General features: G+C 36.5%; 17 protein-coding genes. 8 read left to right on the top strand and 9 right to left on the bottom strand.

The genetic code is table 11. From position 1 onward, the window contains the following. Positions 1 to 62: 62 nt before the first annotated feature. The 6 genes from J2Y60_RS11830 to kdpF all read right to left on the bottom strand — a co-directional run bounded on the left by J2Y60_RS11830 (position 63) and on the right by kdpF (position 7,008). Positions 63 to 1,181 (bottom strand): sensor protein KdpD, encoded by a 1,119-nt coding sequence (locus J2Y60_RS11830; protein WP_309918115.1) that lies wholly within the window; start codon positions 1,179 to 1,181, stop codon positions 63 to 65. Between the two features lies 1 nt (position 1,182). Beyond that, positions 1,183 to 2,262, bottom strand: a complete 1,080-nt coding sequence (locus J2Y60_RS11825; protein ID WP_309918112.1) for a porin — start codon at positions 2,260 to 2,262, stop codon at positions 1,183 to 1,185. 170 nt (positions 2,263 to 2,432) lie between these two features. Continuing rightward, positions 2,433 to 3,002, bottom strand: coding sequence for a K(+)-transporting ATPase subunit C (locus J2Y60_RS11820; protein ID WP_309918109.1), 570 nt, complete (start codon positions 3,000 to 3,002; stop codon positions 2,433 to 2,435). A gap of 64 nt (positions 3,003 to 3,066) precedes the next feature. After that, entirely contained in the window at positions 3,067 to 5,112 is a 2,046-nt protein-coding gene (kdpB, locus tag J2Y60_RS11815; RefSeq protein WP_309918106.1) for a potassium-transporting ATPase subunit KdpB, read from the bottom strand. 105 nt (positions 5,113 to 5,217) lie between these two features. Next, entirely contained in the window at positions 5,218 to 6,927 is a 1,710-nt protein-coding gene (gene kdpA / locus J2Y60_RS11810; RefSeq protein ID WP_309918104.1) for a potassium-transporting ATPase subunit KdpA, read from the bottom strand. A gap of 3 nt (positions 6,928 to 6,930) precedes the next feature. Then, positions 6,931 to 7,008 carry a K(+)-transporting ATPase subunit F gene (kdpF, locus tag J2Y60_RS24775; RefSeq protein WP_407652867.1) on the bottom strand — a complete coding sequence of 26 codons (78 nt, stop codon included), beginning with the start codon at positions 7,006 to 7,008 and terminating at the stop codon, positions 6,931 to 6,933. 453 nt (positions 7,009 to 7,461) lie between these two features. Here kdpF and J2Y60_RS11805 point away from each other — a divergent pair, with 453 nt between their 5' ends. Together J2Y60_RS11805 and J2Y60_RS11800 are read left to right on the top strand one after the other, a co-directional pair. Next, positions 7,462 to 8,031, top strand: coding sequence for a Crp/Fnr family transcriptional regulator (locus tag J2Y60_RS11805; RefSeq protein WP_309918101.1), 570 nt, complete (start codon positions 7,462 to 7,464; stop codon positions 8,029 to 8,031). Positions 8,032 to 8,107: 76 nt separating this feature from the next. Continuing rightward, the gene (locus J2Y60_RS11800) at positions 8,108 to 8,845 is read left to right on the top strand and encodes an SDR family NAD(P)-dependent oxidoreductase (RefSeq protein ID WP_309918098.1); all 738 of its coding nucleotides are present in this window, start codon (positions 8,108 to 8,110) and stop codon (positions 8,843 to 8,845) included. Positions 8,846 to 8,961: 116 nt separating this feature from the next. On the opposite strand, the gene J2Y60_RS11795 is transcribed toward J2Y60_RS11800, so the two are convergent. Further along, on the bottom strand, positions 8,962 to 10,011 hold the full coding sequence (locus J2Y60_RS11795; protein WP_309918096.1) for an acyltransferase: 1,050 nt from the start codon (positions 10,009 to 10,011) through the stop codon (positions 8,962 to 8,964). Positions 10,012 to 10,280: 269 nt separating this feature from the next. On the opposite strand from J2Y60_RS11795, the gene J2Y60_RS11790 reads away from it, so the two are divergent. Next, the gene (locus J2Y60_RS11790; RefSeq protein ID WP_309918094.1) at positions 10,281 to 10,619 is read left to right on the top strand and encodes a zinc ribbon domain-containing protein YjdM; all 339 of its coding nucleotides are present in this window, start codon (positions 10,281 to 10,283) and stop codon (positions 10,617 to 10,619) included. Between the two features lie 61 nt (positions 10,620 to 10,680). Here J2Y60_RS11790 and J2Y60_RS11785 read toward each other — a convergent pair whose 3' ends face one another. Next, positions 10,681 to 14,841, bottom strand: coding sequence for a two-component regulator propeller domain-containing protein (locus tag J2Y60_RS11785; RefSeq protein WP_309918092.1), 4,161 nt, complete (start codon positions 14,839 to 14,841; stop codon positions 10,681 to 10,683). A gap of 188 nt (positions 14,842 to 15,029) precedes the next feature. On the opposite strand from J2Y60_RS11785, the gene J2Y60_RS11780 reads away from it, so the two are divergent. The 5 genes from J2Y60_RS11780 to galA all read left to right on the top strand — a co-directional run bounded on the left by J2Y60_RS11780 (position 15,030) and on the right by galA (position 25,321). Next, entirely contained in the window at positions 15,030 to 18,017 is a 2,988-nt protein-coding gene (locus J2Y60_RS11780; protein ID WP_309918090.1) for a TonB-dependent receptor, read from the top strand. Positions 18,018 to 18,034: 17 nt separating this feature from the next. After that, a complete protein-coding gene (locus J2Y60_RS11775) occupies positions 18,035 to 19,642 on the top strand; it encodes a RagB/SusD family nutrient uptake outer membrane protein (protein WP_309918087.1) in 1,608 nt (535 codons plus the stop codon). A gap of 24 nt (positions 19,643 to 19,666) precedes the next feature. Then, entirely contained in the window at positions 19,667 to 20,722 is a 1,056-nt protein-coding gene (locus tag J2Y60_RS11770; RefSeq protein WP_309918084.1) for a SusE domain-containing protein, read from the top strand. Between the two features lie 6 nt (positions 20,723 to 20,728). Beyond that, a complete protein-coding gene (locus J2Y60_RS11765; protein ID WP_309918081.1) occupies positions 20,729 to 21,778 on the top strand; it encodes a glycosyl hydrolase 53 family protein in 1,050 nt (349 codons plus the stop codon). A 138-nt stretch (positions 21,779 to 21,916) separates the two neighbouring features. Continuing rightward, on the top strand, positions 21,917 to 25,321 hold the full coding sequence (gene galA, locus J2Y60_RS11760; RefSeq protein WP_309918078.1) for a beta-galactosidase GalA: 3,405 nt from the start codon (positions 21,917 to 21,919) through the stop codon (positions 25,319 to 25,321). 106 nt (positions 25,322 to 25,427) lie between these two features. Here the strand turns inward: galA and J2Y60_RS11755 are convergent, their stop codons facing one another. Beyond that, positions 25,428 to 26,135 carry an FCD domain-containing protein gene (locus tag J2Y60_RS11755; RefSeq protein WP_309959130.1) on the bottom strand — a complete coding sequence of 236 codons (708 nt, stop codon included), beginning with the start codon at positions 26,133 to 26,135 and terminating at the stop codon, positions 25,428 to 25,430. Between the last annotated feature and the right edge of the window lie 82 nt (positions 26,136 to 26,217).

The raw sequence follows: 26,217 nt of genomic DNA, 5'->3' as shown, positions 1-26,217 counted from the left end.
CTTTCAGCTTTTTTTGATTGCCTGCCAGTGAAATAATAGACAACCATTAATGAGTAATCTATTTAACTTAAAATAACAATATCAGTATCTGACGACGATAGTTTTTTTAATAACTGATTAAATAAATTCGTCGCCAAGATAATTCTGAATAAACTAAAATGTGGCTTCCCGATACAAATCGTTGTGATTTCATATTTTTCGGCTACTTCTACGATACTTTTTGCAACCGAATCACTTTGTATTCTGATAACTTCTGCTCCTAATTCAGTAGCTAGTTTTAGGTTATTAATCAAGTGTCGCTGAGCAGCTAAATTTATTTTATCACTCGCTTCCGAAGGTCTTTGTACATACAAAACAAACCATTTAGAATCGTAATGCGATGCTAAACGTGCTGTTTTTCGAATAATATTTTTAGAAGTATTGGCATTAGAGCTGATACAAGCTAAGAAACGTTCGTGGGTAAATTTACTACTTGAAACCTCATTAAATACCTTTCTCTCTACCTGATGAGCTACCTCCTTCAAGGCTAACTCCCTTAACTGCAAAAGCTTAGAGGGCTGAAAGAAATTATTCAAGGCAGTTTCTACTTTTTTCAAATCGTAGATTTTACCTTCTTTTAACCTGACAATAAGCTCATCAGCCGTTAAGTCGATATTGACTACTTCGTCTGCTTGTTGCAAAACCCAATCGGGTACTCTTTCGGCTACTTCTACATTCGTAATTTTCTTTACTTCATCATTAAGGCTTTCGAGATGTTGAATATTAACCGCAGAAATAACATTGATACCAGCATTCAAAATCTCCATGACATCCTGCCACCGTTTTTCATTCTTCGAACCTTCGATATTAGTATGAGCCAGCTCATCTACAATCACAATTTCGGGACGTTGATTGATAATTGCTTGAACGTCCATTTCCTCTAATTCCTTGCCTTTATAAAAAAGTTTCCGACGAGGAATCATAGGAATGCCTTCTAGCAATGCATGAGTTTCTGCTCGATTATGGGTTTCGACATAACCAATTTTTATATTGACATTGTTACGAAGCAAGGTGTGGGCTTCTTGCAACATTCTAAATGTTTTGCCCACACCAGCACTCATGCCAATGTATATTTTAAACTTCCCTCGCTTCGACTGGCGGATTAGTTCAAGAAAATATGCTGCTGACTGCTCTTTTTGCATCTTAAATTGAGATAGCGATTGAGGTATTTAATGAAAAATTATTTTTCACGGTTTGCCCTTCTTTCATAAAAATATTGTCTTTGCTTTCTAATAATCTTCCTTCTACTCTCCAAAGGATATTATCACTGGCTTTATAATCTACATTAAGCGAATACCCACTTGTCTGAAAACCATTAGGTGTATTAGTGGCAATAATAACGCCATTTTTATCTTGATAATACTCCCAACGAACCGCCCCAGACCACTGAGAATTGGCTGTATATTTTAAAATAGCAACAGGACTATACCAAGTATTATAATCTGACGAACCCGTTGACGCTTGTTCCATACCATAGTCAAATCCTGCAATCAAACCCAATTTTGTAGATACTTGAAATATACCATAAAGGTTTGAAAAGTACCTTTGTTGCTTCTCATTACTCGGTTTATCATTTCCGATAAAAGTACTCCAATTAAGCGTAGTCTTATCGTTTGGTTTAAACTGTACTTGTGTCCCTAAAGCAAGCGTTTGGTTTCCATCTGGACGTTTTATTCTCTGCCAACCATTCAATACCATTCCTGAAAGCGTCCATCGATTATCTGGATTGATAAATGTAACTTTAGCCCCAGACTCGTAATAAGGCGTGTTTTCTGCTAAAATACTTCTGGTTAAGGTCCAACAATCTTTTGAAATAGCACTTTCAAAACCAATGTGCGATGGCATAATACCAGCATCTAACCATAGGTTGTTGTTTTTAGATAGTTTTACACCAACATTGGCTTCGAAAACGTGTTGTAAAAGTGATGGTTCGGCCGCTAAATTATACTGTGCATACGTACCAGCCATCAAGGCTAAATTGGCACGGGTATTTTCTGTACTATAACTACCTTTGATAAAACCCAGATTCAAATTAAACTCATTGTGTCGGTTATGATTATACAAAAAGCTTGGTCTTTCATGATTCGCTGGTTGATTAAAATCATAGACATAATAGGTTTCCAGATAAGCCGACCAAATAATGCTTGGTTTGCTTTCAGTTTGTCCAACAATACTTGTTTGAAAAACGAACAAGGCAATCAAAGTAAAATAAATAGTTTTCATGATATGAGATTGTTTTTGTGAATTGTTTTATCTCATAGTTTGATAGGTTCAGAGTTAGCAATGAGCTTTGAGCTATAATAAATCATTCAATCTACTCATGGCATGACTTGAAGTCATGCCATGAGTGAACTCTTCTTGCTCAAAGCTTAAAGCTCACGGCTCAAAGCTCACTACTTGCTACTCAAAGCTTCTAAAGCAATATTCAATTTCAATACATTCACTTTTTCTGTTCCGAACAAGCCCAAAAGAGGTTTTTCGGTTTGGGCATTTACTAAGGCTACTAATTTTTCTTTTGATATATTTCTAATTTTGGCAATTCTATCTATCTGTACCAAAGCACCTTTTGGTGAAAGGTGTGGGTCTAGCCCACTACCCGAAGCTGTTACTAATTCAGATGGAATCTCGGCTTTAGGAACTGTTGGATTATGCACCAAAAAGGTATCAATACGAGCCTGCACTTGTGCCAAATAATCAGGGTTTGTAGTCCCTTTGTTTGAACCTCCAGAACCAGCAGCATTGTAACTCACAGCCGAAGGACGGCTATTAAAATATTGGTCTTGGTCGAATTTCTGACCGATATTGTCTGCTCCTACAATTCTTCCATGGTACTCAACAAAAGGCACTTTACCTTTGCTAGGAGCAAACTGTGCAAAGCCCAAAACCACTAAAGGATAAATAATAACGAATAGCAACAAACACATCAAAGTGAGTTTAAGAGCTGGGAATAATTGAGTTTTCATTGTCTGAATAAAATGAATTTGAAAATTTGAAAGTGTGGTGAGTTGAAAATTATATTTCTTTTTCTTAGAAAAACAATCCAACCGCTAAATCCAATACCTTGATTCCGATAAAAGGAATGATAAGACCACCAACACCGTAAATCAATAAGTTTCTTCTTAATAAAGCACTTGCTCCGATTGGCTTATAATCAACCCCTCTTAAAGCCAAGGGAATCAAAGCAGGAATAATCAATGCATTAAAAATCACAGCCGATAAAATGGCACTTTCTGGCGAATGCAAGTGCATGATATTTAGCCCCTGCAAACTTGGAATACTAGCAATAAACAACGCTGGCACAATGGCAAAGTATTTGGCTACGTCGTTAGCAATCGAGAAGGTAGTCAGTGTACCACGGGTCATTAATAACTGTTTTCCGATTTCTACAATCTCAATCAATTTTGTAGGGTCATTATCCAAATCCACCATATTACCAGCTTCTTTGGCAGCCACCGTACCAGAGTTCATGGCTACACCTACATCAGACTGTGCAAGGGCGGGAGCATCGTTCGTACCATCACCCATCATGGCTACCAGTTTACCACTTGCTTGTTCGGCTTTGATATAGTTCATTTTATCTTCTGGTTTGGCTTCAGCGATAAAATCATCTACACCTGCTTTTTCAGCAATGTATTTAGCTGTCAGAGGGTTATCACCAGTCACCATTACCGTTTTGATACCCATTTTACGCAAACGTTCAAAACGTTCTTGAATACCCGGTTTGATAATATCCTGTAGTTCGATAACGCCCAACACTTTTTCATTTTCAGTTACTACCAAAGGAGTGCCTCCATTACTAGCAATGAATTTTACTTTATCAGTAATTTCAGCAGGGAAAGTATTTCCTGCATTTTCTGCAAGGTTTCTCATTGAATCAAAAGCACCTTTACGAATACGTGTTCCATTTGGAAGATTCACCCCTGATGAACGAGTCTCAGCCGTGAATTTTATCAATTCTACATCACTTTGTAGTACAGGAATCTTTAAGCCATGACTAGCCGCTAGCTCAATAATCGATTTACCTTCGGGAGTATCATCGGCTAAAGAACTTAAAATAGTGGCATTCATAAACGTTTTATTATCTGTGCCATTGGCTGCATAAAAATTGGTGGCTTTACGGTTACCGATGGTTATTGTCCCTGTTTTATCCAACAACAAAACATCTATATCTCCTGCTGTTTCCACCGCTTTACCCGACTTTGTAATTACGTTTGCCCGTAAAGCTCTGTCCATACCAGCAATACCAATCGCAGAAAGTAAACCACCAATAGTAGTAGGAATTAAACAAACAAATAGTGATATAAAAGCCGCAATAGTTATGGGTGTGTTAGCGTAATCTGCAAAAGGTTTAAGGGCTACACAGACAATGATAAAAATTAGGGTAAAGCCAGCCAAAAGAATGGTTAAAGCAATTTCGTTAGGTGTTTTTTGGCGAGAAGCCCCTTCTACCAAAGCAATCATTTTATCCAAAAAGCTTTCACCTGGCTCTGTCGTAACAATTACTTTAATTTTGTCAGAAAGTACTTTTGTACCACCCGTTACAGATGATTTATCACCACCTGACTCACGAATGACTGGGGCAGATTCCCCCGTGATAGCCGACTCGTCAATCGTCGCCAAGCCTTCAATGATTTCGCCATCGGTAGGAATAGTATCTCCTGCTTCACACACAAAAACATCTCCTTTTCTCAACTGAGCTGAATTTACGATTTGAATCTCATTCAAATACATCTCCCCAACCGAACGAATTAATTTGGCGGGAGTTTCTTCTCGAGTTTTACGGAGCGAGTCCGCTTGGGCTTTACCTCTTGCTTCGGCGATGGCTTCGGCAAAATTAGCAAACAAAAGGGTTAGCAATAAGATGATTAAAACAGTTAGATTATAAGCAAATGAGCCTTGATCTGTATTGTTGATGCTATAAATCGTAACAAATAGCATCACAAGTGTTCCTAATTCAACTGTAAACATTACAGGATTTCGGAACATTATTCTTGGATTTAGCTTTACAAAAGAAGCTGTAAGAGCTTCCTTGACTAAATCTGCTTGAAAAAGCGAAGTTGGTTGGGTTTTCATGGGAGTAAGCTTTAAGCTGTGAGCCATGAGCTATCAGCTTTGAATATTTTAAAGTATTTTAAATTTTTGATTTATAAGCAAATCCGAAGTCTAAAAGCTTATCGCTCAAGGCTTATAGCTAAAAGCTGTAAAATATTCCGCAATTGGGCCTAATGTCAGGGCTGGGAAGAAGGATAGGGCTGCTACGATAAAAATTACGGCAAAAACCATCAATCCAAATGTTCCAGTATCGGTTTTTAAAGTACCTGCACTTTCAGGAATATATTTTTTATTAGCTAAAATCCCTGCAATGGCTACTGGACCGATAATTGGCAAAAACCTACTGATTACCATCACAATACCGCAGGTAACGTTCCACCAAACAGTATTGTCGCCTAGTCCTTCAAAACCAGAACCATTGTTGGCAGCCGAAGAAGTATATTCATACAGCATTTCTGAAAAGCCATGAAAACCAGGATTATTTAACCAGCCAATATCAGGATTTTTAACAAAGACGAAAGATGATAAGGCAGTAGCCCCTAAAATCATCAGCGGGTGAAGTAAGGCAATAATGGTTGCAATCTTCATTTCTTTTGCTTCTATTTTCTTACCCAGAAACTCAGGTGTACGCCCAACCATTAAGCCTGAAATAAATACCGCAATGATGATAAAAATATAGAAGTTCAAGAAGCCTACTCCTACCCCACCATATAGTGCATTAATCATCATACCCAACATCGTGAACATCCCCGTTAATGGCGTAAAGCTATCGTGCATGGCATTCACAGAACCATTTGAGGTAACTGTTGTGGCAATACCCCAATAAGCAGATGCCGCAGGGCCAAAACGTACTTCTTTACCTTCCATACTGCCTAGTTGTTGGGTAATTCCCATTGTCGAAATGTCTGTACTTCCTTTCATTTCTAAATAGATAGACGGTATCAAGAATAATAGAAAACCGAGTGTCATTACCCCAAAAATGGTATAGGCTAACTTTTTACGTTTTAAATAATAGCCCAAAGCAAAAACCATCGCTATTGGAATCAACAGGATACTGCCTACTTCTACAATATTGGTTAGGTAGTTGGGGTTTTCGAGTGGGTGAGCAGAGTTTACGCCAAAATATCCGCCACCATTCGTACCTATTTGTTTAATGCCTATCATGGCTGCGGCAGGACCACGAGAAACCTGTACAGTATCGCCCTGCATTGATATAAATGAAGCTTTACCTTCTACATTCATCGGTGTGCCATTGTATAAAACAACCAACGCAACTACTAAAGAAAGTGGCAATAAAATACGTGTACAAGCTTTAAGGAAATAATTGTAAAAATTGCCTAGTTTATCAGTAGTGCGTTCTTTCATGGCATTAAATACCATCGCACAAACAGCCATACCTGCACCAGCAGAGATAAATTGGAATAAAGTCAAGCAAGAGATTTGTCCTAAATACGACATTCCGCTTTCGCCTGAATAATGCTGTAAATTGGTATTTGATAAAAATGAAATAGCGGTATTAAAGGCTAAATCTGCTGACATCGATGGGTTTCCGTCTGGGTTCCAAGGCAACCAACTTTGGTTCATTAATACAAACATTGCCCAGAAAAACCACAGTAAATTAATCGTTAAGAGGGCTACTAAATGTTGTTTCCAAGTCATCTCTTGTTTAGGATTGATACCTGAAAACTTAAAGAAAAGTTTTTCAATAGGATTGAAGATTGAGTCGAGAAAAGTAGCCTCGCCACCAAAAACTTTTGCGATATATTTCCCCAAGGGAATAGCACAAGCTATAGTGAGGATAAAGGTGAGGATTACTCCTAAAATTTCAGTATTCATTGCTTAGAATTTTTCTGGTTTTAATAAAACATAACACAAATAGCCAAATACGGCGATGGATAGTGCAAAGAGGGCTGTCATCATGATTTTATAAGAATTTTTAGATTCGTTTAAGGTTAAATGTTTTCAAAAAAATCTATGGCTTTTAAAAAGAATGCGAAGCATAAAAGCCCAGCGAGTAAAAGAATGAAGGTCATCATGGTTTTAGTTTTTTATTTGATAACCTTATGCCAAAATATGAGCCAAGAAAAAAGAGAAGGACACTACTCGCTGATAATCAATAAGATATAATTTTTAGTGATTTTTGAGCGATAAAAAACCCTTCCAAAATGGAAGGGTTTTTGTCAGAATGGAAGGGAATAATTTTTCCAAAGAGTTAGCTTTAAACCCATCTAGCATACTCATGCATGACTGGGAAGTGTTCTATTTAGACTCAAATTATATTATAGTTATGCCATGAGATGATTTTTCAATCAATAACTTTTTTTGCCAAATGGCAAATCCAGAGAAGATAACTTTGACTAACTTGCTATCATGAAAGAATTGATAGAATATTTATTGCGATTTGGAAATTTGAACCAACAGCAAATTGACTTCGTTGCTACTAAAGCGAAGGAAATAGTGCTTCACAAAGACGAATATTTTTCAGAAGCAGGTAAAATTTTTCGACACGTAGGCTTTATGTTAGAGGGTATTACTCGCGTTTGTTATTATAATAATAAAGGCGAAGAAATTACCAAATACTTTATTGAAGAAAACAATATCCTTGTAGATTTTGAGAGCTTTGATAATGAACTTCCTTCAACTGTTTATGTGCAAGCGATTACTGATTGCAGAATCATCATTTTTTCAAAAAAAGATTGGCAGGAATTACTCAACACTATTGTCGGTTGGGATGCTATTGTGCATAAAATTATTCTAAAAGCATTAATGCAAAAAGTAGAACGAAGAAGTCCTTTGGTGACTGAAGATGCTACAACACGTTATTTAAAGTTTATGGAAAGGTATCCTACTGTTGTGAACCGTATACCGCTTTCTTATATCGCTTCTTACTTAGGCATTACGCAATCTTCACTAAGCAGAATTAGAAAAAATATCCGCTAAATCGCTTTTTGCCAAATGGCAAATGATTTCATTTTTAAACGATGCAACTTGCATCATCAATTTAAAAACAACAAAAATGAAATCAGTATTAATTACAGGAGCCAACAGAAGTATTGGTTTAGAAATAGTAAAACAACTTTCGAAAAAAGATTTGTTTGTTTATTTAGGCACTCGTGACCTTGCAAAAGGAGAAGCAGTGGTAACAACACTAAAAGAAGATGGATTTCAAAACATCAAAGCCATTGCAATAGATGTTACTAATCTTGATTCGATTATTGCTGCTAAAAATAGCATCGAAAACGAGCAAGGCAAATTAGACATTTTAATCAATAACGCAGGGATAAGCGGAGATTTTCCTCAAACTGCTTCAGATACCTCCATTGAGGATATTCAAAAAGTATTTGACACCAATTTCTTTGGAGTTATTAGGGTGACACAAGTATTTTTGGAACTGCTCAAAAAATCTGATAGTCCACGCATTAGTAATATTACTTCGGGACTTGGCTCTTTGACATTACATAGCGATCCGAATTGGAAATACTACCCTTTTAAATCGGCAAGCTACGGAACGTCTAAAACTGCGTTAAACGCTTATACAGTAGTATTGGCTTTTGAGTTAAAAGACTTGTCATTTAAAGTAAATGCGATTGATCCAGGCTATACTGCCACTGATTTTAACCACCATAGTGGACCAGGAACAGTAGAAAGTGCGGCGACTTTTATCATTAAACATACATTAACAGATGAGAATGCTCCGACAGGACAGTTTTACAGCAATGACATAGAGGATGAAACAGGAATTAGTCCTTGGTAAAAATCAATTCTTATCCTTAGCGAGTGACTTAAGTCACTTGCTAAGGATAAGAATTAGACTTGACAGCCCAACGTTTAAGTTGTTCTGAAACTTTCAGCTTAGGAATATAAAGTACCTCACTTTTTAGATGCTAAATACTTTCTAATAGGTTTATCAATAAATACCATAATGCCTGTTGCCCAAAGTACTAAAAAGCAAGTGCCTCCCACAATTACCCAAGCAATTTGAGTTATATCTGGCTTAAAATGAGACAAATAACTAGCAAAAATCCAAATAAATGCATAATGAGTCATGTAAAGTGGATACGAAAGTTCTCCAGAAAACTGACAAATCTTTTGTGTTATGGAAGATAATTTAGTGCCTGCTCCTAAAGCAATAAGCAATGGAAAGTAAAATACTACCACTAAAAGTTCAACTAGCCAATTATTAGCAAAGACGGGTATCATAAAAGCAACTACTAACATCGGAATTAAACCTATAAATCCAAGTTTATTCTCAATAATCAATCGACTTCTATTAATTAATAATCCTGCTAAAAAGGAATATGCCAAGCGTGCTCCTCCGTCCCAAAAATTGTTTTTACTCCATCCTCCCACTAAATTTCCAGCACGGTAACTTACCACACCAAGGAATACAGCCGCTAAAATTACTAGCACACTCAATAAACGACGACTAAGTTTATGCAATAAAAAGGCGTACAAAATATTGGCAACATATTCCCAGAACAATGACCAAGCAGGAGCATTAAAACCAAATAAGTTAAAGAAACGGTCTTCCATTAATGGAAGTGGTATTACAAAAATAGACCCTATCGCTAACAAAAATATCTTTCCAAAAGTATAATTACTAACTACGTTTGTCCATGGACTACAAAGAAAACCTATTACTCCTAATAACGTTCCTATTATTACCAAAGGGTGTAATCGAATCAATCGAGCTTTGAAAAAAGCTAACTTCCCCATCTGTTCAATTCTATCGTCGTAGGCATAGGCTATTACAAATCCTGAAAGGCAAAAGAAAAAATCAACGGCTAAATGACCATGTCCAATAAAGTTTTTACTATAATCGGCATACACACATTCAGCAAAATGAAATACCACAACACATAAAGCCGCTATTCCTCTCAGTCCATCTAATACTTTAAAATGTGGTTTGTTTTTTATCATTATTTTTTGTTTGATACTTTGAGAGGACTTTATCAGTAAAATATTACTTTGAATTCTTTTCACATATTTATTCAAAGCGAAATATAAAACATCTTCAGCATTTTATAGGGGTTTTTATAGGGTTAATGCTATTATATCTTTAAAGTAATAAGAAATTTTGTCGTAGCTATTTATGATTCAGCGTTTACAAACTTATTAATGAAATATGCTTACTTTTGTAGCTTATTAAATTATCTAACTGATAAAATCATCATTATTAAATTAATTTCATGTCTGAATTTTCACCTTGCCCAAAATGTAATTGTGAGTACACTTATCCAAGTGATTCGCTATTAGTGTGTCCTGAATGCTTCTATGAATGGAATCCTGATGAAGTAGAAACCGAAGATGCAGGTTCAAAAATACTAGATTCAAATGGTAATGAGCTTAAAGACGGCGATACCGTTGTTGTCATTAAAGATTTACCTGTCAAGGGCGCTCCTAAAGCCATTAAAGCAGGGACTAAAGTAAAAAATATTCGTCTTACTGATGGCGACCACAATATTGATTGTAAAATTGATGGCTTTGGTGCAATGGCTTTAAAGTCGGAATTTGTTAGAAAAGCGTAGTAAACATGAGTCATCTAGAAGATTCTGGATGACTCATGTCTTTATATTCTATCCCTCCCATTTACTTTTTCAAGTCTTTCAAAAACTGCATCGGTGTTTTACCAAATTCATTTTTGAAGGCTTTGGTAAAATACGATTGTGTCTGAATCCCTACATTATACATTACTTCAGCAATAGGCATATTTTGTTGGGTCATTAACTGCACCGCTTTTTTTAATCTAATACTTCTGATAAAATCACCTATCGCTTGCCCCGTTAGCTCTTTCACTTTAGTATACAGTTTTGTACGACTCATGCCCATTTCCGCACAGATATAGTCTATATTCATTTCTGGGTTGCTCAGGTGTGCTTCAATCATTTGAATCAATTCTGTCAGAAAAGCTTTATCTTTTTGAGAATGTGCCAACTCTACAATCTCCGTAAGTTGGTCATTACCATATTTTTCTTTTAATTTTTGTTTTTGGATAAAGATATTTTTAATAGTCAGTTCTAATAATTCTATGCTCAACGGCTTTGAAAAATAAAAATCTGCTCCAGACTCCACCCCTTCAATTTTCGATTCTGTTGCATCTTTGGCCGTAAGCATCAAAAATGGAATATGGCTAATCTCGTCATCGTATTTCACTTTCTTACAAAATATATTCCCATTCATTACTGGCATCATTACATCGCTAATAATCAAATCTGGGAAACATTCTTTTGCTTTTTCATATCCGAGTTGTCCGTTAATAGCCTCTAAAATATGATAATTTTTATGAAGGGCATCTTTCAAAAATGTTCGTAATTCATCATTATCGTCAACTACCAAAATGGTGGGCTTGGCTAATGATTCTGTAGATTTTAAGGATTTTTTTTCAGCAACTTCTTCGTTGATAGGGATATCTACTTCATATTTTGAAGAGATACTTTCTAGTTTAATCAAGATATCTTTGTTTTTTATCCATCGTTCTTTTTCAGCATAATCCTCTCTTTTACAAGGTATTCCGATAATAATTTCGGTGCCTTTTTCTTTTTCACTATATACCCAAATGCTTCCTTTATGAAGTTTCGTAAGACTTTTCACAAAGGCCAAACCAATGCCCGAACCCAGATGCGCCTCAGTAGTTTTATAATATCGTTCAAATAAATTAGGGATTGATTCTTTAGAAATACCTATGCCATCATCTGAAACCCTGATGTACAGGTAGCTCGAACCTTTGTATTCGTGCGGTATTAATAGTTCATTGGCATATTTAGGTTGATAGTTTTCGAGCGATTCCATTACTTCTAAGGTAATGTGTTTACCATTAGCAATGTATTTAAAGGCATTACTGAGCAGGTTAATAATAATTTTTTCGAGAATCTGGCGATCAAACCATGTTTCATCCAACTGATTATTTTGAAAAACTTCAAAAGTAATTTTCTTTTCGTTTGCCAAATCACTAAATTCTTCTGAAATCTCTTTTAGAAAAGTATTTATATTTCCTTCCATGACATTCAATTTCAATACGCCTGATTCTACTTTCCTAAAATCCATTAACTCGTTGATAAGGCTAATTAACCGATTGGCATTACGGTACATTAAATCATAATAGGGATGAGCTGGCGAAGTAGGAAACTCTCTTTTTAGTTTTTCAAGAGGCCCTAATATCAACGATAATGGCGTGCGAAATTCATGAGAAATATTAGTAAAAAACTGTAGTTGTTCTTGATGGATTTCCTCCTTTTTCTGTTCTTCTAATTGTTGAATTTCAAGCGTTCTTTTAAAATTATAAAAGGCCGCTATGCCACTTAAAATAGACAAAGCTACTAAGGTTTTAAACCACCATGTAGCCCAAAAAGGTGGTGTAATGTTTACCTCTATAGTATAACCTTTCTCATTCCAAACGCCATCATTGTTGGTTGCCTTAATATGAAAAGTATAATCTCCGGGACTTACATTGGTATAAGAGGCTTTTTTCTCATTATTTACATAAATCCAATCCTTGTCCCAATTTTCTAATTTATAAGCATATTGATTGTTTTCAGACGCGGTATAATTGAGTGCGGCAAAACCAAAAGAAAAAGTTGATTGTTTGTAACTAAGGTCTATTGATTGAGCAAAACTAATGTCTTCCTTTAAAGGGGAATCATCTCCGATATCTACTTTTTTATTGAATAGCTGAAAATCAGTAATATAAACAGGCGGTGTAAAAGTATTTGTGGTAATTTTATGGGGATAAAATGTATTAAAGCCATTCACTCCGCCAAAAAACACTTGCCCATCTCGGGTCATCAAAGAGGCATTTGCTTCAAATTCCAGTCCTTGCAATCCGTCGGCAGTATTATATTTTTTTATGCTCATCGTTTGTGGATTGAGCTGTGTAATCCCGTTTGAAGTAGCAATCCACAAATTGCCTTCATCATCTTCTACGATTCCCTTGATAAATTCTGTATCAAGGTTTGCCTTTGATGTAAAAATAGAGAAAGTGTTCTGCTTTTCGTTAAAAAGGTAAAGCCCCATTTGTCCTACCCAAACTCTCCCCTTTTTATCGGTGAAAATGACCCTCAAATCTGGCTTTTTACTATCATTATTAAAGTAATGTGTAAAAGTCTGTGTGGTAGTATTCAAGCAATTCAAGCCCGCATCATCTGTCCCAATCCAGATATTTCCTTTCTTATCTTCGTTAATGGAAATGATATTATTTCCTTGTAATTGTGATTGGCTATTTTTTCCATAGATAACCCGAGTAAACTTTCCAGTTTTGTGGTCAAAAAGATTCAAGCCTCCATAATAGGTGGCAATCCATAAGTTTTGTTTACTATCTTCAAATATTGTCTGAATGTAGTTTGAACTAACGCTATTTTTATCGGCTGGATTATTCAAAAAACGACTGAATGTATTTGTTGCACGGTTGTATAAGCTTAGTCCACCACCCCAAGTAGCAACCCATAAATTCCCATTTGTATCTTCATTAATATCTAATACTTCATTAGAACCAATCGTATTTTTATTAAATGGACTATATTTGAAATGTTTGAACGATTTATCTTTTCGATTAAATAAATTCAAGCCCCCGCCATCTGTCCCAATCCAGATATTACCGTAACGGTCTTCACAAAAAGCTTTAACGTCATTATAACTCAAGCTATTAATATTGGACTCTTGCCTAAATAAAGTAAATTTTTCTGTTTTGGGCATGTATAAATTTATTCCGCCACGGTGCGTACCTACCCAAAGATTTCCTTGGTTATCTTCAAAAAGAGCAGACACCGTTCGTTGTGAAAGACTATTAGGGTCTTCGGGGCGATATTGGTAATTTAAGAAACTACCAGAAACTGGATCAAAAAGATTTAAACCTCCATTAATACAACCCACCCAAATATTTTTCTTATCATCTATCAGAATTGCTTTAACTAAATTATTAGCAAGCGATTTCGCTTGAGTTTCCTGATGACTATATTGTTTGATTGTACCCAATTGATGATTATAAATAATCAAGCCATTTCCATTAGTTCCTATCAAAAGATTACCCTGTTTGTCTTCATTAATACAATTGACGGCATATCCTTTTAGAGAAAAACCAAGATTTGCAAAAGCATCTATCTTTTGGAAAGTGCCATTGTGGGTATCAAAAAGTTGAATGCCACTCTCTGTTCCTCCCCAAAGGTTATGGCTACTATCTTCAAACAAGCAATTAATATGGTTATCAGTAAGGGAAATATCAACATTTTGCTTTTTGCGATAAGCGATAAAGTTACCATCAGAAGATTGTAAAAGATTAATTCCCCCGCGCGTGCAAATCCACAACCTTCCTTTACTATCATTTTTAATACACGTGATATAATTATCAGTAATGCTTCTAGGTTTCTGTGCATCGTGTTTAAATCTGGTGAAGGTATTCTTTCGTTCATCAAAACGATTCAATCCGTTAATTGTACCTACCCATAAAGTCTTGTTTTTGTCTTCGTGAATGTAAGTAATGTAATTATCACTTATGCTTTTTTCATCATTTGGATTATTCTTAAAAACTACGATTTGATTGCCATCATACCTATTCAAGCCATCTCTTGTCCCAAACCATATAAAGCCACGGCTATCTTGATAAATACTTTCGATAGTGCTATTCGATAGTCCTTGTTCATTAGTAATGTGTTTAAATTTTAAACTGGGAATTTGGGCATAAGTCAAAAAGCCTAAACTCCAAAAAATGAATAGGTAAGTCAATGATAAAACAACGTTACGAGGAATGAATTGATGCATTAATACTGTGTCTTAATTATATAATATTTAATCTAAAATAAATCATTTTTTATGTAGAACCTCCAATTCTTCAAAATTAGAACAATAGCACCAAAATTATGATTGTTGAGATAAAAGTATGCGTAATATCCTCTCTAATTTTGACTTTTAAAATAATTAATAGTATTTTATTTATATCAAAAATTAAGATGAGAAAAAAATTATTGTACTATGTCTTGGCTATCATTAGTATTCTAACCAGTATTAATGCCTCTGCACAAGATAGAATGATAACAGGGCGAGTAGTAGAGTCATCCGAATCGGCCTTACCTGGTGTAACGATAACTGTTAAAAATAAAAAGACAGCAGCCATTACAGACGGCAAGGGGGAGTTTAAAATAATGGCATCTGTTGGAGATATCTTGATTTTTAATTCCGTTGGTTTTACCAAACTAGAATCGCCTGTTGGTCCTGCTATGGTGATGAATATTGTATTAGTACCTGCCACCACAGCTTTAGACGAAGTGGTGGTCGTTGGTTATGGAACGTCAAGGAAAAAGGATTTAACAGGAGCTGTAACCACCATAACTTCCAAGGATTTCCAAACAGGAGCAATCACCACACCCGAGCAATTAATTTCGGGCAAAGTTCCTGGGGTGTCTATCATTTCAAATAGCGGTCAGCCAGGGGCTGGAAGTACCATCAGAATCCGTGGTGGCTCGTCATTGAGTGCCAGTAACAATCCTTTGATTGTTATTGATGGCGTTCCTTTGGAAGGAGAAGGCGGAATCGCTGGAGCATCTAACCCTCTCAGCTTTATCAACCCAAATGATATTGAAACATTCACCGTTTTGAAAGACGCTTCGGCATCGGCTATTTATGGTACTAGGGCTTCAAACGGGGTAATTATTATCACGACTAAAAAAGGGAAAAGTGGTGCTTTAAGAGTGAATTTCTCTTCGGTAAACTCAACTTCAAACATTACAAAACAAGTAAGTGTATTGAGTGCCGACCAATTTCGTGCAATTGTAAACGAAAAAGGAACGGCTGCACAAAAAGCGATGCTTGGCAAAGCAAATACGAATTGGCAAGATGCTATTTACCAAACAGCATTTATGACTGATAATAACCTAAGCCTTGGGGGTGAAGTAGCCAAACTACCTTATCGTATTTCTTTGGGTTTCCAAAACCAAACGGGGGTTTTGAAAACAGATAAATTGCAAAGAACATCTTTATCAATTGCCCTAAATCCTACTTTCTTTGAGAATCACCTTAAAGTAGACATTAGCCTTAAAGGAAGTATGCAAAAGGCAAGATTTGCGGCTACTGGTGCAATTGGCTCAGCGATTAGTTTTGACCCTACTCAGCCTGTCTATGCTACTGAGAATCCACAGAGATTTGGAGGATACTTTGAGTGGTTAGACAAAACAAGTGCTACTGGCTTGGTCAATTTAGCAGGCAGAAATCCTTTGGGACAATTAGAACAGCGTTTTGATGAAAGTACTCCACAGAGAAGCATCGGTAATATTCAGTTAGATTATAAATTCCACTTCTTACCTGAATTGAGAGCCAACTTGAACTTAGGCTATGATGTATCAAAAGGTGCAGGAACGATTTATGTTACAGACAGTGCCGCTATTGGTTATGTAGCTAATGGTGCAGGTGGAACAAACAATATTTACAAACAAACAAAGCAAAATACGCTTTTAGAGTTTTATCTGAATTATGCCAAAGAATTGAAAGACATCAAAAGTAAGTTTGATATAATGGCGGGGTATTCGTTCAATAATTATAAAACGACGAACTACAATTATGCTAGTTATAATGCTCGTGGCGTAAAATATCCAAATACTGACCCTGCTTTTCCTTTTGATACGCCAGAAAACACATTGATTTCTTTCTTTGGTCGTGCGAATTATTCCTTGAATGATCGTTATTTCTTGACGGCAACACTTCGTCGAGATGGCTCTTCTCGTTTTGCACCTGCCAACAGATGGGGACTTTTCCCGTCTATTGCATTGGCTTGGAACATTAAGGATGAAACTTTCTTAGCGAGTAGTAAAGTAATTTCAGCCCTCAAAATAAGAACTAGCTACGGGATAACTGGTCAGCAAGATGGCATCGGGAACTATGACTATTATTCATATTTTGCCTTGAGTTCAGCAAATGCTTCTTATCAGTTTGGAGATACTTTCTATCAGGGTTATCGCCCAGGTGGCTTCTATAGCAACCGTAAATGGGAAGAAACAGCTTCTAAAAACATTGCTTTAGACTACGGCTTATTTGACAACAGGGTAAAAGGTAGTGTTGATTTTTATGTAAAAAATACGAAAGACTTACTTAATAATATTCCACAACCAGCAGGGGCAAACTTTACAGCATTTATTGTAGCCAATGTAGGATCAATGGAAAACAAAGGGGTAGAATTTAGCATTAATACTCAAATCATTAGAAAAAACAACCTCACTTGGAACCTTGATTTCAATGCTACTTACAACCAAAATAGTATCACTAACCTAACAGTAGTGCCACAAGACAAAAACTATCCTGGCTTTCCATCGGGTGGTATTGCAGGCGGTATTGGCGGTCAGTTTGCATTTATCAATGCTGTAGGATATAGCAAAAGTACGTTCAATCTTTATAAGCAAGTATATGACGAAAATGGCAAACCTGTGGAAGGTGTATTTGTAGACAAAAATGGCGATGGCATTATCAATCAAGATGACCTTTATAAAGGTAAAAGTGCTGTTCCAAAAGTATTCTTGGGACTTAGTAGTTCTGTTAATTACAAAAAATGGAATCTGGGCTTCGTAATGCGTGCTTCGTTTGATAATTACGTTTACAATAACAACTTTAGTCAAAGCGGTGTATTGAGTCAAATTACAGGTAATAGTGTACTTTATAATGCATCAAGCAATTATTTAGATACACAGTTCAAAGGCAATAGTCAACAATTATTGAGTGATTATTATATTCAGAATGCTTCGTTTGTAAGAATGGACAATGCCAATTTGAGTTATGATTTAGGTAAATTCTTGAAAAATAGTACTGCTAATTTACGCATCAATGCCAGCGTACAGAATGTCTTTGTCATCACTAAATACAAAGGCTTAGACCCTGAAGTTGCTTCTGGTATCGACAACAGTTTGTACCCTCGTCCTCGTACTATCGCTTTAGGCTTGAATCTTGACTTTTAATAAAATTCGACAGAAAAATGAAAATAAAATATTTAAAAATAGCCGTATCAAGCCTGCTTATTACTATTACAAGTGCTTGTACTGATAAGTTAGATTTATTACCCACCAATGATATTACTGCTGAAACGGTTTATAAAACTCCACTCGGGTATAAACAAGCGTTGGCAAAAGTATATTCAGCCTTTGCCTTGACGGGTAATACAGGAGGAACAGGAAGCCCCGATATTCCATCACAGATTATTTCAGACGAAGGAAATTCAGATTTCCTTAGATTATATTGGAATTTGCAAGAACTTACAACCGATGAAGCCTCGTGGACATGGCAAAATGATGCTGGTGTAAAAGGATTAAAGGAAATGAGCTGGTCGGCTATCAATCCTATTATCAATGGTATTTATTACCGTGCTTTCTTCCAAATCACGCTTTGTAATGATTTCATTCGCCAGTCGTCGGATGCTAATTTGAGCAAGAGAGGCATCACAGGAACAGATGCTGAAAACATTAGAAAATACAGAGCAGAAGCTAGATTTATTCGTGCTTATCAGTATTGGGCATTGATGGATTTGTTTGGAAATCCTCCATTTGTGACAGAAAACGACGCAGTAGGGGCTATTCTTCCAAAACAGATTCAGCGTAAAGATTTGTTTACTTATATCGAAACAGAATTAAAAGCCATTGAAAATGATTTAGTTGCTCCGGGTCAAAACGAATACCCACGTGCTGAAAAATCTGCCGCTTGGGCATTATTAGCTCGTTTGTATTTGAATGCTGAAGTTTATGCCGGAACAGCCAAATACACAGAGGCGATTACTTACTGTAATAAAATAAAAGCTGCTTCTTTTTCACTACATCCAAATTATCGTGAATTGACTTTGGCAGACAATCATTTGAATACCACTGAAAACATTTTCATGATTGCTTACGATGCTACCAATACTCAAAACTGGGGTGGAACTACTTACTTGGCACACGGCCCTGCTGCCGTACCAGGTGATATTTCTGGAACGAGTGGTAACTGGGGTGGACTTCGTCATACACAAAACTTCGTTGATTTATTTACTGATGAAACGGGTAATACAGACCAAAGAGCACAGTTTTATACAGTGGGGCAAAATCGTTTGATGGCAGAATTGTATAAAGGCACTGACGGCTATTCGTCGAATAAATATCGCAATAAAACTCGTACAGGTGCTAAAGCTCCTCATGCAGACCCTGCTGGAAACTGGACAGACATTGACTTCCCTTTGTTTAGGTTAGGCGAAATCAACTTGACTTATGCAGAAGCCGTATTAAGAGGTGGAACAGGTGGTGATGCGGCAACTGCTTTGACCTACATTAACCAATTGCGTACTAGAGCTTACGGTGGAAAAACTACAGGCAATATTACAGCTAGCCAGTTAACGCTCAACTTTATCTTGGATGAAAGAGGACGAGAATTGTACTATGAAGCTCATCGTAGAACAGATTTAATCAGGTATAAAAAATTCACGACTGGTGCTTATTTATGGGCTTGGAAAGGCGGAATTGCTAATGGAAGGTCTGTAGAGGATAAGTACAACCTTTTCCCGATACCATCAAATGACCTATCATCCAATCCAAATCTGGTACAGAATCAAGGTTATTAATGATTTAAGAAAATAGAGACTATCATGAAAAATATATTCAGAATACTATTAATAAGCCTCATAAGCATTGGTATTTTTTCTTGTGAAAACAATGAAATAAAAACCGTTATGAGTAGTAAGGGCGAAGCATCTGTGCTAAGTTCTTCTAAAACAAGTTATGTGCTTACACCAGCAACAGCCAACGATTCTGTCGTGGCATTTACATGGAATCGTGCCAATTATGGGTTTCAGGCTGCTGTCCGCTATACCTTACAAATTGCTAAAGCTGGTACTAACTTTACGGCACCCAAAGAAATTAGCTTAGGCAACACAGTGCAGTTGAAATATACTATTGCCGATTTTAATCAGTTATCCATCATCATGGGGCTAAAGCCTAATGCTGTTGGTCAGTTAGAGCTAAGGGTGAAATCTTATATTTCAGATGCTGTAGCAGATATATATTCTAATGTTTTATCTGTTTCTGTTACTCCCTATTTAGTCGTGATTAATTATCCGTCTCTTTGGGTAGCAGGCGACTTTCAAGGATGGGACCCAGCATCCGCACCAAAAATTTCTTCAAGAAATGCCAATGGTATTTATGAAGGCTATGTTAATATTGTTGGCGGAACGCATCAATTCAAATATACTAGTCAGCCTGATTGGAATGGTACAAATTATGGTTGGGTAAGCAGTACTACCACAGGTAGCGATGTAGCAGGTACTTTTAGCAGTAGTGGTGGCAATTTGTTTGTACCAGAAGACGGTTATTATCTATTAAAAGGTAACACTAATAGTAATACTTGGAGTGGTACTAAAACTACTTGGGGAATCATTGGTGATGCTGCAGCAAATGGTTGGGCAGACGACGTGAAAATGACTTACGATGCTGCAAAAAATGTTTGGAAAGTAACCACTGTGCTAAAAGCTGGAGGATTGAAATTTAGAGCAAACAGTGCATGGGCTATTAATATGGGCGATACTGGTGCAGATTTAAGTTTAGAATATGATGGAGACAATATCGTTATTCCAGCGAGCCTAGCGGGAACTCGCACCATTACACTAGACTTAAAAGCAGGCAATTATACTTATACAATTGAATAAAATAACATGAATAAATTAATTAATTTTCTTTTTTGTTCTCTTTTGTTGTTGTCGTGTAGTAATACAAGTAATAACGAAGTGATTGAACCAGTGAAAGAGACGCCAACTTCTGGTTTTGCAAAAGGTGCTGATGTAAGTTGGGTAACAGAAATGGAGGCTGCTGGAGTAAAGTTTTATAATACTTCTGGACAAGCGATGGAATGTATGGCACTGATGAAATCATTGGGAATGAATTCTATTCGCCTCAGAGTTTGGGTAAATCCTTCGCCAGCCTACAACAATACTGCTGATGTTGTTGCCAAAGCCATTCGTGCTAAAAACTTAGGCCTACGCATCATGATTGATTTCCATTATAGCGATAATTGGGCTGACCCTGGCAAGCAAACCAAACCAGCCGCTTGGGCGAGTTTAGATTTGGAAGGGCTAAAATCTGCCATCGGAAAACATACTACTGACGTATTAGCTGAATTAAAGAAAAATGGTATAACGCCTGAGTGGGTTCAAGTAGGGAACGAAACGAATGATGGTATGTTATGGCCAACTGGAAGAGCCTCTACCAACATGAGTGCTTTTGCTCAAATGATTAACGCGGGTTATGATGGGGTGAAAGCTATTTTTCCAGATGCGAAGGTTATCGTTCATATTTCTAATGGTTATGATAACCAACTTTTCAGATGGATGTTTGATGGCTTAAAAGCCAATGGAGCAAAATATGATGTTATTGGGATGTCACTGTATCCTACTTATGCTCCAGACTTTGCCACTGGTGGTTGGGCAAAAGTTAATCAACAATGTTTGACTAACATGAACGATATGATAAGTCGCTACAATAAAGAAGTAATGATTGTAGAAGTAGGTATGCCTTGGGATAGTGCAGCGGCGTGTAAGTTATTCCTAAGCGACATTATCACTAAAACAAAATCGTTAAGTAACTCAAAAGGCTTGGGCGTACTTTACTGGGAACCTCAAGCTCATAATAATTGGGTTGGCTATACGCTAGGTGCTTTTGATAATTCGGGCAAACCTACTATTGCGATGGATGCTTTTTTACCTTAATAAATAGTAAAAATGATTTTTGAGGTTAAAAATCAATTGAGATAGGTAACTATAATACCTATTGATGCTTTTTTATTTAAATTTCCTCTGTGTAAATACAGAGGAAATTTTTTAACTATTCTTACTGTTTTAATAATTATGCAAAATCACAAAGGCTTTTTATTAACAGGTTTTCTCCTGTTATTTTCTATTATATCATTTTCACAGGTTATCCCAAGGCAAAGAATCAATTTTGATAATGATTGGAAATTCCATTTAGGACATACCTCTAACCCCGAAAAAGACTTTAATTATGGTATTACCAAAGTTTTTGTAAAATCTGGTAGTGCCGAAAATTCTGCTATTGAAGCTCGTTTTAAAGATAGTACTTGGGCAAAAATCAATCTTCCACACGACTGGGCTGTTGAATTACCTTTTGTAAAATCGGAAGATTTGAACGTAGAAGCTCATGGATTTAAGCCTGTCGGTGGTTTGTTCCCAGAAACAAGCGTGGGTTGGTACAGAAAACACTTTAAAGTAGCTCCTTCTGATTCTGGTAGCCGTTTTCAAATTCAGTTTGATGGTATTTTCAGAGATGCCAATATCTGGATAAATGGCTTTTACTTGGGCAATAATAAAAGTGGTTATCTAGGAGTAGCTTATGATATTACTGATTTTATTAATTTCAAACGTGAAAATGTGATTGTTGTGCGAGCCGATGCTTCACAATATGAAGGTTGGTTTTATGAAGGTGCGGGTATCTATCGTCATGTTTGGTTAAATAAATATTCAAATTTACATATCAATACTGATGGTATTTTTGCCCATGCTAAAATACAAGATAATAAAGCGACCATTCATGTAGAAACTAGTGTAAGCAATGAAAACTTCTCTCCTACTAACTATACGTTGACATCTTATTTAATGGATAGGTCTGGGAAAATGATTGGTAAATCTATCGACCAACCATTATCTCAAACGTCTCTTGAAGAAAAAACAACGAAACAAAGTTTTACCGTTACCAATCCACGACTGTGGACTTTAGATGACCCTTATTTGCATAGCATAGTAGTAGAGCTTAAAGCGAATGGGCAACTCATAGATAAACAACGCTTTAAATTTGGGATAAGAACCATTGATGTAAAAAACAATGGTGTATTTCTGAATGGAAAATATGTAAAAATATTGGGGACTAACAACCACCAAGACCATGCGGGTGTTGGTAGTGCATTACCTGATTATTTACAATACTATCGCATCAGTTTGCTCAAAAATATGGGGTCTAATGCTTATCGAACAAGTCACCACGCTCCTACACCAGAATTATTAGAAGCTTGTGATAGTTTAGGGATGCTAGTAATGGATGAACAACGCTTATTAAATAGCGGAGCGGAATACATGGCTCAGTTTGAACGCCTTTTAAAGCGTGACCGAAATCATGCTTCTATTTTTATGTGGAGTATTGGTAACGAAGAAGGCGGTATCCAGACCAATACATTTGGTAAAAGAATAGCACTGTCGCTTATCGAAAAACAAAAGCAATTAGATCCTACTCGTACTTCTACTTATGCCGCAGATTTGGCTAATGTATATCGTGGTGTAAATGAAGTAATTCCAGTAAGAGGATTCAATTATCGTCAGTTTGCTGTGGCTGACTACCATAAAGACCACCCAACACAACCTATTCTTGGTACTGAAATGGGTAGTACGGTAACAACCAGAGGAATTTATGAAACAGATTCTATCAGAGGTTATTTACCTGACCAAGATATTACTGCTCCATGGTGGGCAAGTAAAGCAGAAGAATGGTGGAAGTTGGCGGCTAACAATGATGCTTGGCTAGGTGGTTTTATCTGGACAGGCTTTGATTACCGTGGTGAACCTACACCTTTTCGCTGGCCTAATGTCAATTCTCATTTTGGCGTAATGGACGTTTGCGGTTTTCCGAAAAACATTTACTACTATTATCAAAGTTGGTGGACGGACAAAGACATTCTCCATATCTCTCCACATTGGAACTGGTTAGGCAAAAATGACAAACCGATTGACGTTTGGGTGAATAGCAATGCTGATAACGTAGAATTGTTTTTGAATGGAAAAAGCTTAGGCAAAAAAGATATGCCTAGAAATGGTCACCTTCAATGGTCGGTGAACTATGCACCGGGCAAATTAGAAGCGATAGCCTATAAAAATAGTAAACAACTAACCACTAAAATAGAAACCACCGGCAGACCCACCGAAGTAGTAGTTACACCCTATAAAACTACTACTTTGGCCGATGGTAAAGATGTAAGCATAATTAATATTAGCGTAGTGGATAAAGAAGGACGAGAAGTGCCTGACGCTGATAATATGATAAGATTCTCGCTAAAAGGCGATGCTAAAATCATTGGTGTGGGTAATGGCGACCCAAGTAGCCATGAACCAGATAAATGCATTGATGGCGCTTGGCAAAGAGCCTTATTCAATGGTAAATGTCAAGTGATTGTACAAGCAGGAACAAAACCCGATTTGATTAAATTTGAAGCTACAGCATCGGGACTATTTGCAGGTTCAACAGATATTGTAACGGTTGCTCCTGAAAAAGCAACCAAAATTACGATTGATAAAACTTACGAATTAAAAGGTGAAGCAGCCAAAAATCGTTCGGTTGATAAAATGATTGGTGCTGATATTTCATTCTTACCAGAATTAGAAGCTAGAAATGTGAAGTTTTCTGACAATGGTATTGAAAAGGATGCTATTCAAATTCTGAAAGAACATGGTTTCAATTATATCCGCTTGCGTATTTTTAATAATCCTGCTAATGCCAATGGATATTCTCCTAACAAAGGTTTTTGCGATTTAGCACATACTAAACTAATGGCAAAGAGAGTAAAAGCAGCTGGCTTGAAACTCTTACTCGATTTCCATTATAGCGATTACTGGGCAGACCCAGGTAAACAAAATAAGCCTGCTACTTGGAACAATTTACAATTTGCTGAAATCAAAAAATCATTGTTTGATTATACCAAGCAAGTAATGCAGGAGTTGAAAGACCAAGGAACTGTTCCTGATATGGTACAAATTGGTAATGAGATTAACCACGGTATTGTGTGGCCCAATGGCAATGCGCAAAATCCTGACGAATTGGCTCAATTACTAAATGCAGGTACTGCCGCAGTCAAAGCTGTTGATGCGAATGTGGTAATGATGCTCCATGTAGCCTTAGGTGGTCAAAATCACGAATCAGTCAATTTTATTGATGGAATGTTGGCGAGAGGGGTTCATTTTGATGTCATTGGCGAATCGTATTATCCTAAATGGCATGGTACCACCGAAGATTTAAGAGATAATTTAAGCAACCTTATCCAGCGTTACAACAAAGACGTTATCGTGGTAGAGTATTCGCAATTGAAAGAAGATGTCAATGCGATTGCTTTTAATTTGCCCAATGGCAAAGGGAAAGGTACTTGTATTTGGGAGCCTTTAAATACGTGGGAATCAATCTTTCAGAAGGATGGTAAATCAAATCAGCTTTTGGGCGTTTATGATAAACTTTCAAAGCAGTTTTTAGTCAAGTAAAAAGTTTTATTAAAACCTTGCTCAACATCTTATCACTAGTCAGGAATTTAAGTCCCTGACTAGTGATAAGATGTTGGGTTTATTAGCAAATGTATTTCTTAATTAACTAAGAAATCAATCGAGCGAAGTGGTTTTCCAAGTGGTTTCTCATGCCATTTCTGAATAATTCGGGCGAACCATTTTCTAGAATATCAATCAAGCCTTTATGCGAAACAAATTTCTTCATTTGAACCTCTTTTTTTAGGAGTCCACTATTATGGACATAATCAAAAATAGGCAAAAGCATACTTTGAAATGTCTTCATTGTTTTATTTCCTGTTATCTCATAAAGCTTTCCATGAAACTGTATTTCATGATCAATATTAAATAGATGTGTTTCGCTTGAAGCAGGTTCATTTTTTACAATTTCCTTCAATTCATCAATATCCTTAGGCGTTATCTTTTGAAAAATAAAATCAGCCATGCCTATTTCAAGCACTAGCCTGATTTCAAAGATTTCTTTCAACGTCTCTTCATCAAGAATATGAGGATTCATGCTTTTACCCATAATTCCAAAAATATCTGGACTTGTAATCACAGAACCTTTTTTCTTTTTCGACTCTATCATCCCCATTGTTCGCAGTCGGGTTATTGCCTCTCGAATGACGGTCCTGCTTACTCCTAGTAGTTCTACCAGCTCTATTTCTTTAGGGATTACATCTCCTACCTTCAGTTTCCTACTTTGTAATAATTCAACAAGGTTAGCTTCAACCTTATCTACCAATGAGCTGCTATCAACGGTAGTAAAATTATTATTAACAGAATCTTTAATCATATTATGTATTACTTATTTAAGGTAAAAGTAAGATTTTTATTTGATTTCACTAACTATTATCTCTTTTTTGATTATAAAATGC

The organism is Arcicella sp. BE140 (assembly GCF_031456255.1).
GTDB classification, from domain to species: Bacteria; Bacteroidota; Bacteroidia; order Cytophagales; family Spirosomataceae; genus Arcicella; species Arcicella aquatica.
Note: the sequence above shows the minus strand (reverse complement) of the source record. Positions and strands in the feature narration are given on the sequence as shown.

Bases quoted from the DNA above. Each gene is read 5' to 3' on its own strand.
- J2Y60_RS11830 (WP_309918115.1), bottom strand. From the start codon at position 1,181: ATGCAAAAAGAGCAGTCAGCAGCATATTTTCTTGAACTAATCCGCCAG.
- J2Y60_RS11825 (WP_309918112.1), bottom strand. From the start codon at position 2,262: ATGAAAACTATTTATTTTACTTTGATTGCCTTGTTCGTTTTTCAAACA.
- J2Y60_RS11820 (WP_309918109.1), bottom strand. From the start codon at position 3,002: ATGAAAACTCAATTATTCCCAGCTCTTAAACTCACTTTGATGTGTTTG.
- kdpB (WP_309918106.1), bottom strand. From the start codon at position 5,112: ATGAAAACCCAACCAACTTCGCTTTTTCAAGCAGATTTAGTCAAGGAA.
- kdpA (WP_309918104.1), bottom strand. From the start codon at position 6,927: ATGAATACTGAAATTTTAGGAGTAATCCTCACCTTTATCCTCACTATA.
- kdpF (WP_407652867.1), bottom strand. From the start codon at position 7,008: ATGACAGCCCTCTTTGCACTATCCATCGCCGTATTTGGCTATTTGTGT.
- J2Y60_RS11805 (WP_309918101.1), top strand. From the start codon at position 7,462: ATGAAAGAATTGATAGAATATTTATTGCGATTTGGAAATTTGAACCAA.
- J2Y60_RS11800 (WP_309918098.1), top strand. From the start codon at position 8,108: ATGAAATCAGTATTAATTACAGGAGCCAACAGAAGTATTGGTTTAGAA.
- J2Y60_RS11795 (WP_309918096.1), bottom strand. From the start codon at position 10,011: ATGATAAAAAACAAACCACATTTTAAAGTATTAGATGGACTGAGAGGA.
- J2Y60_RS11790 (WP_309918094.1), top strand. From the start codon at position 10,281: ATGTCTGAATTTTCACCTTGCCCAAAATGTAATTGTGAGTACACTTAT.
- J2Y60_RS11785 (WP_309918092.1), bottom strand. From the start codon at position 14,841: ATGCATCAATTCATTCCTCGTAACGTTGTTTTATCATTGACTTACCTA.
- J2Y60_RS11780 (WP_309918090.1), top strand. From the start codon at position 15,030: ATGAGAAAAAAATTATTGTACTATGTCTTGGCTATCATTAGTATTCTA.
- J2Y60_RS11775 (WP_309918087.1), top strand. From the start codon at position 18,035: ATGAAAATAAAATATTTAAAAATAGCCGTATCAAGCCTGCTTATTACT.
- J2Y60_RS11770 (WP_309918084.1), top strand. From the start codon at position 19,667: ATGAAAAATATATTCAGAATACTATTAATAAGCCTCATAAGCATTGGT.
- J2Y60_RS11765 (WP_309918081.1), top strand. From the start codon at position 20,729: ATGAATAAATTAATTAATTTTCTTTTTTGTTCTCTTTTGTTGTTGTCG.
- galA (WP_309918078.1), top strand. From the start codon at position 21,917: ATGCAAAATCACAAAGGCTTTTTATTAACAGGTTTTCTCCTGTTATTT.
- J2Y60_RS11755 (WP_309959130.1), bottom strand. From the start codon at position 26,135: ATGATTAAAGATTCTGTTAATAATAATTTTACTACCGTTGATAGCAGC.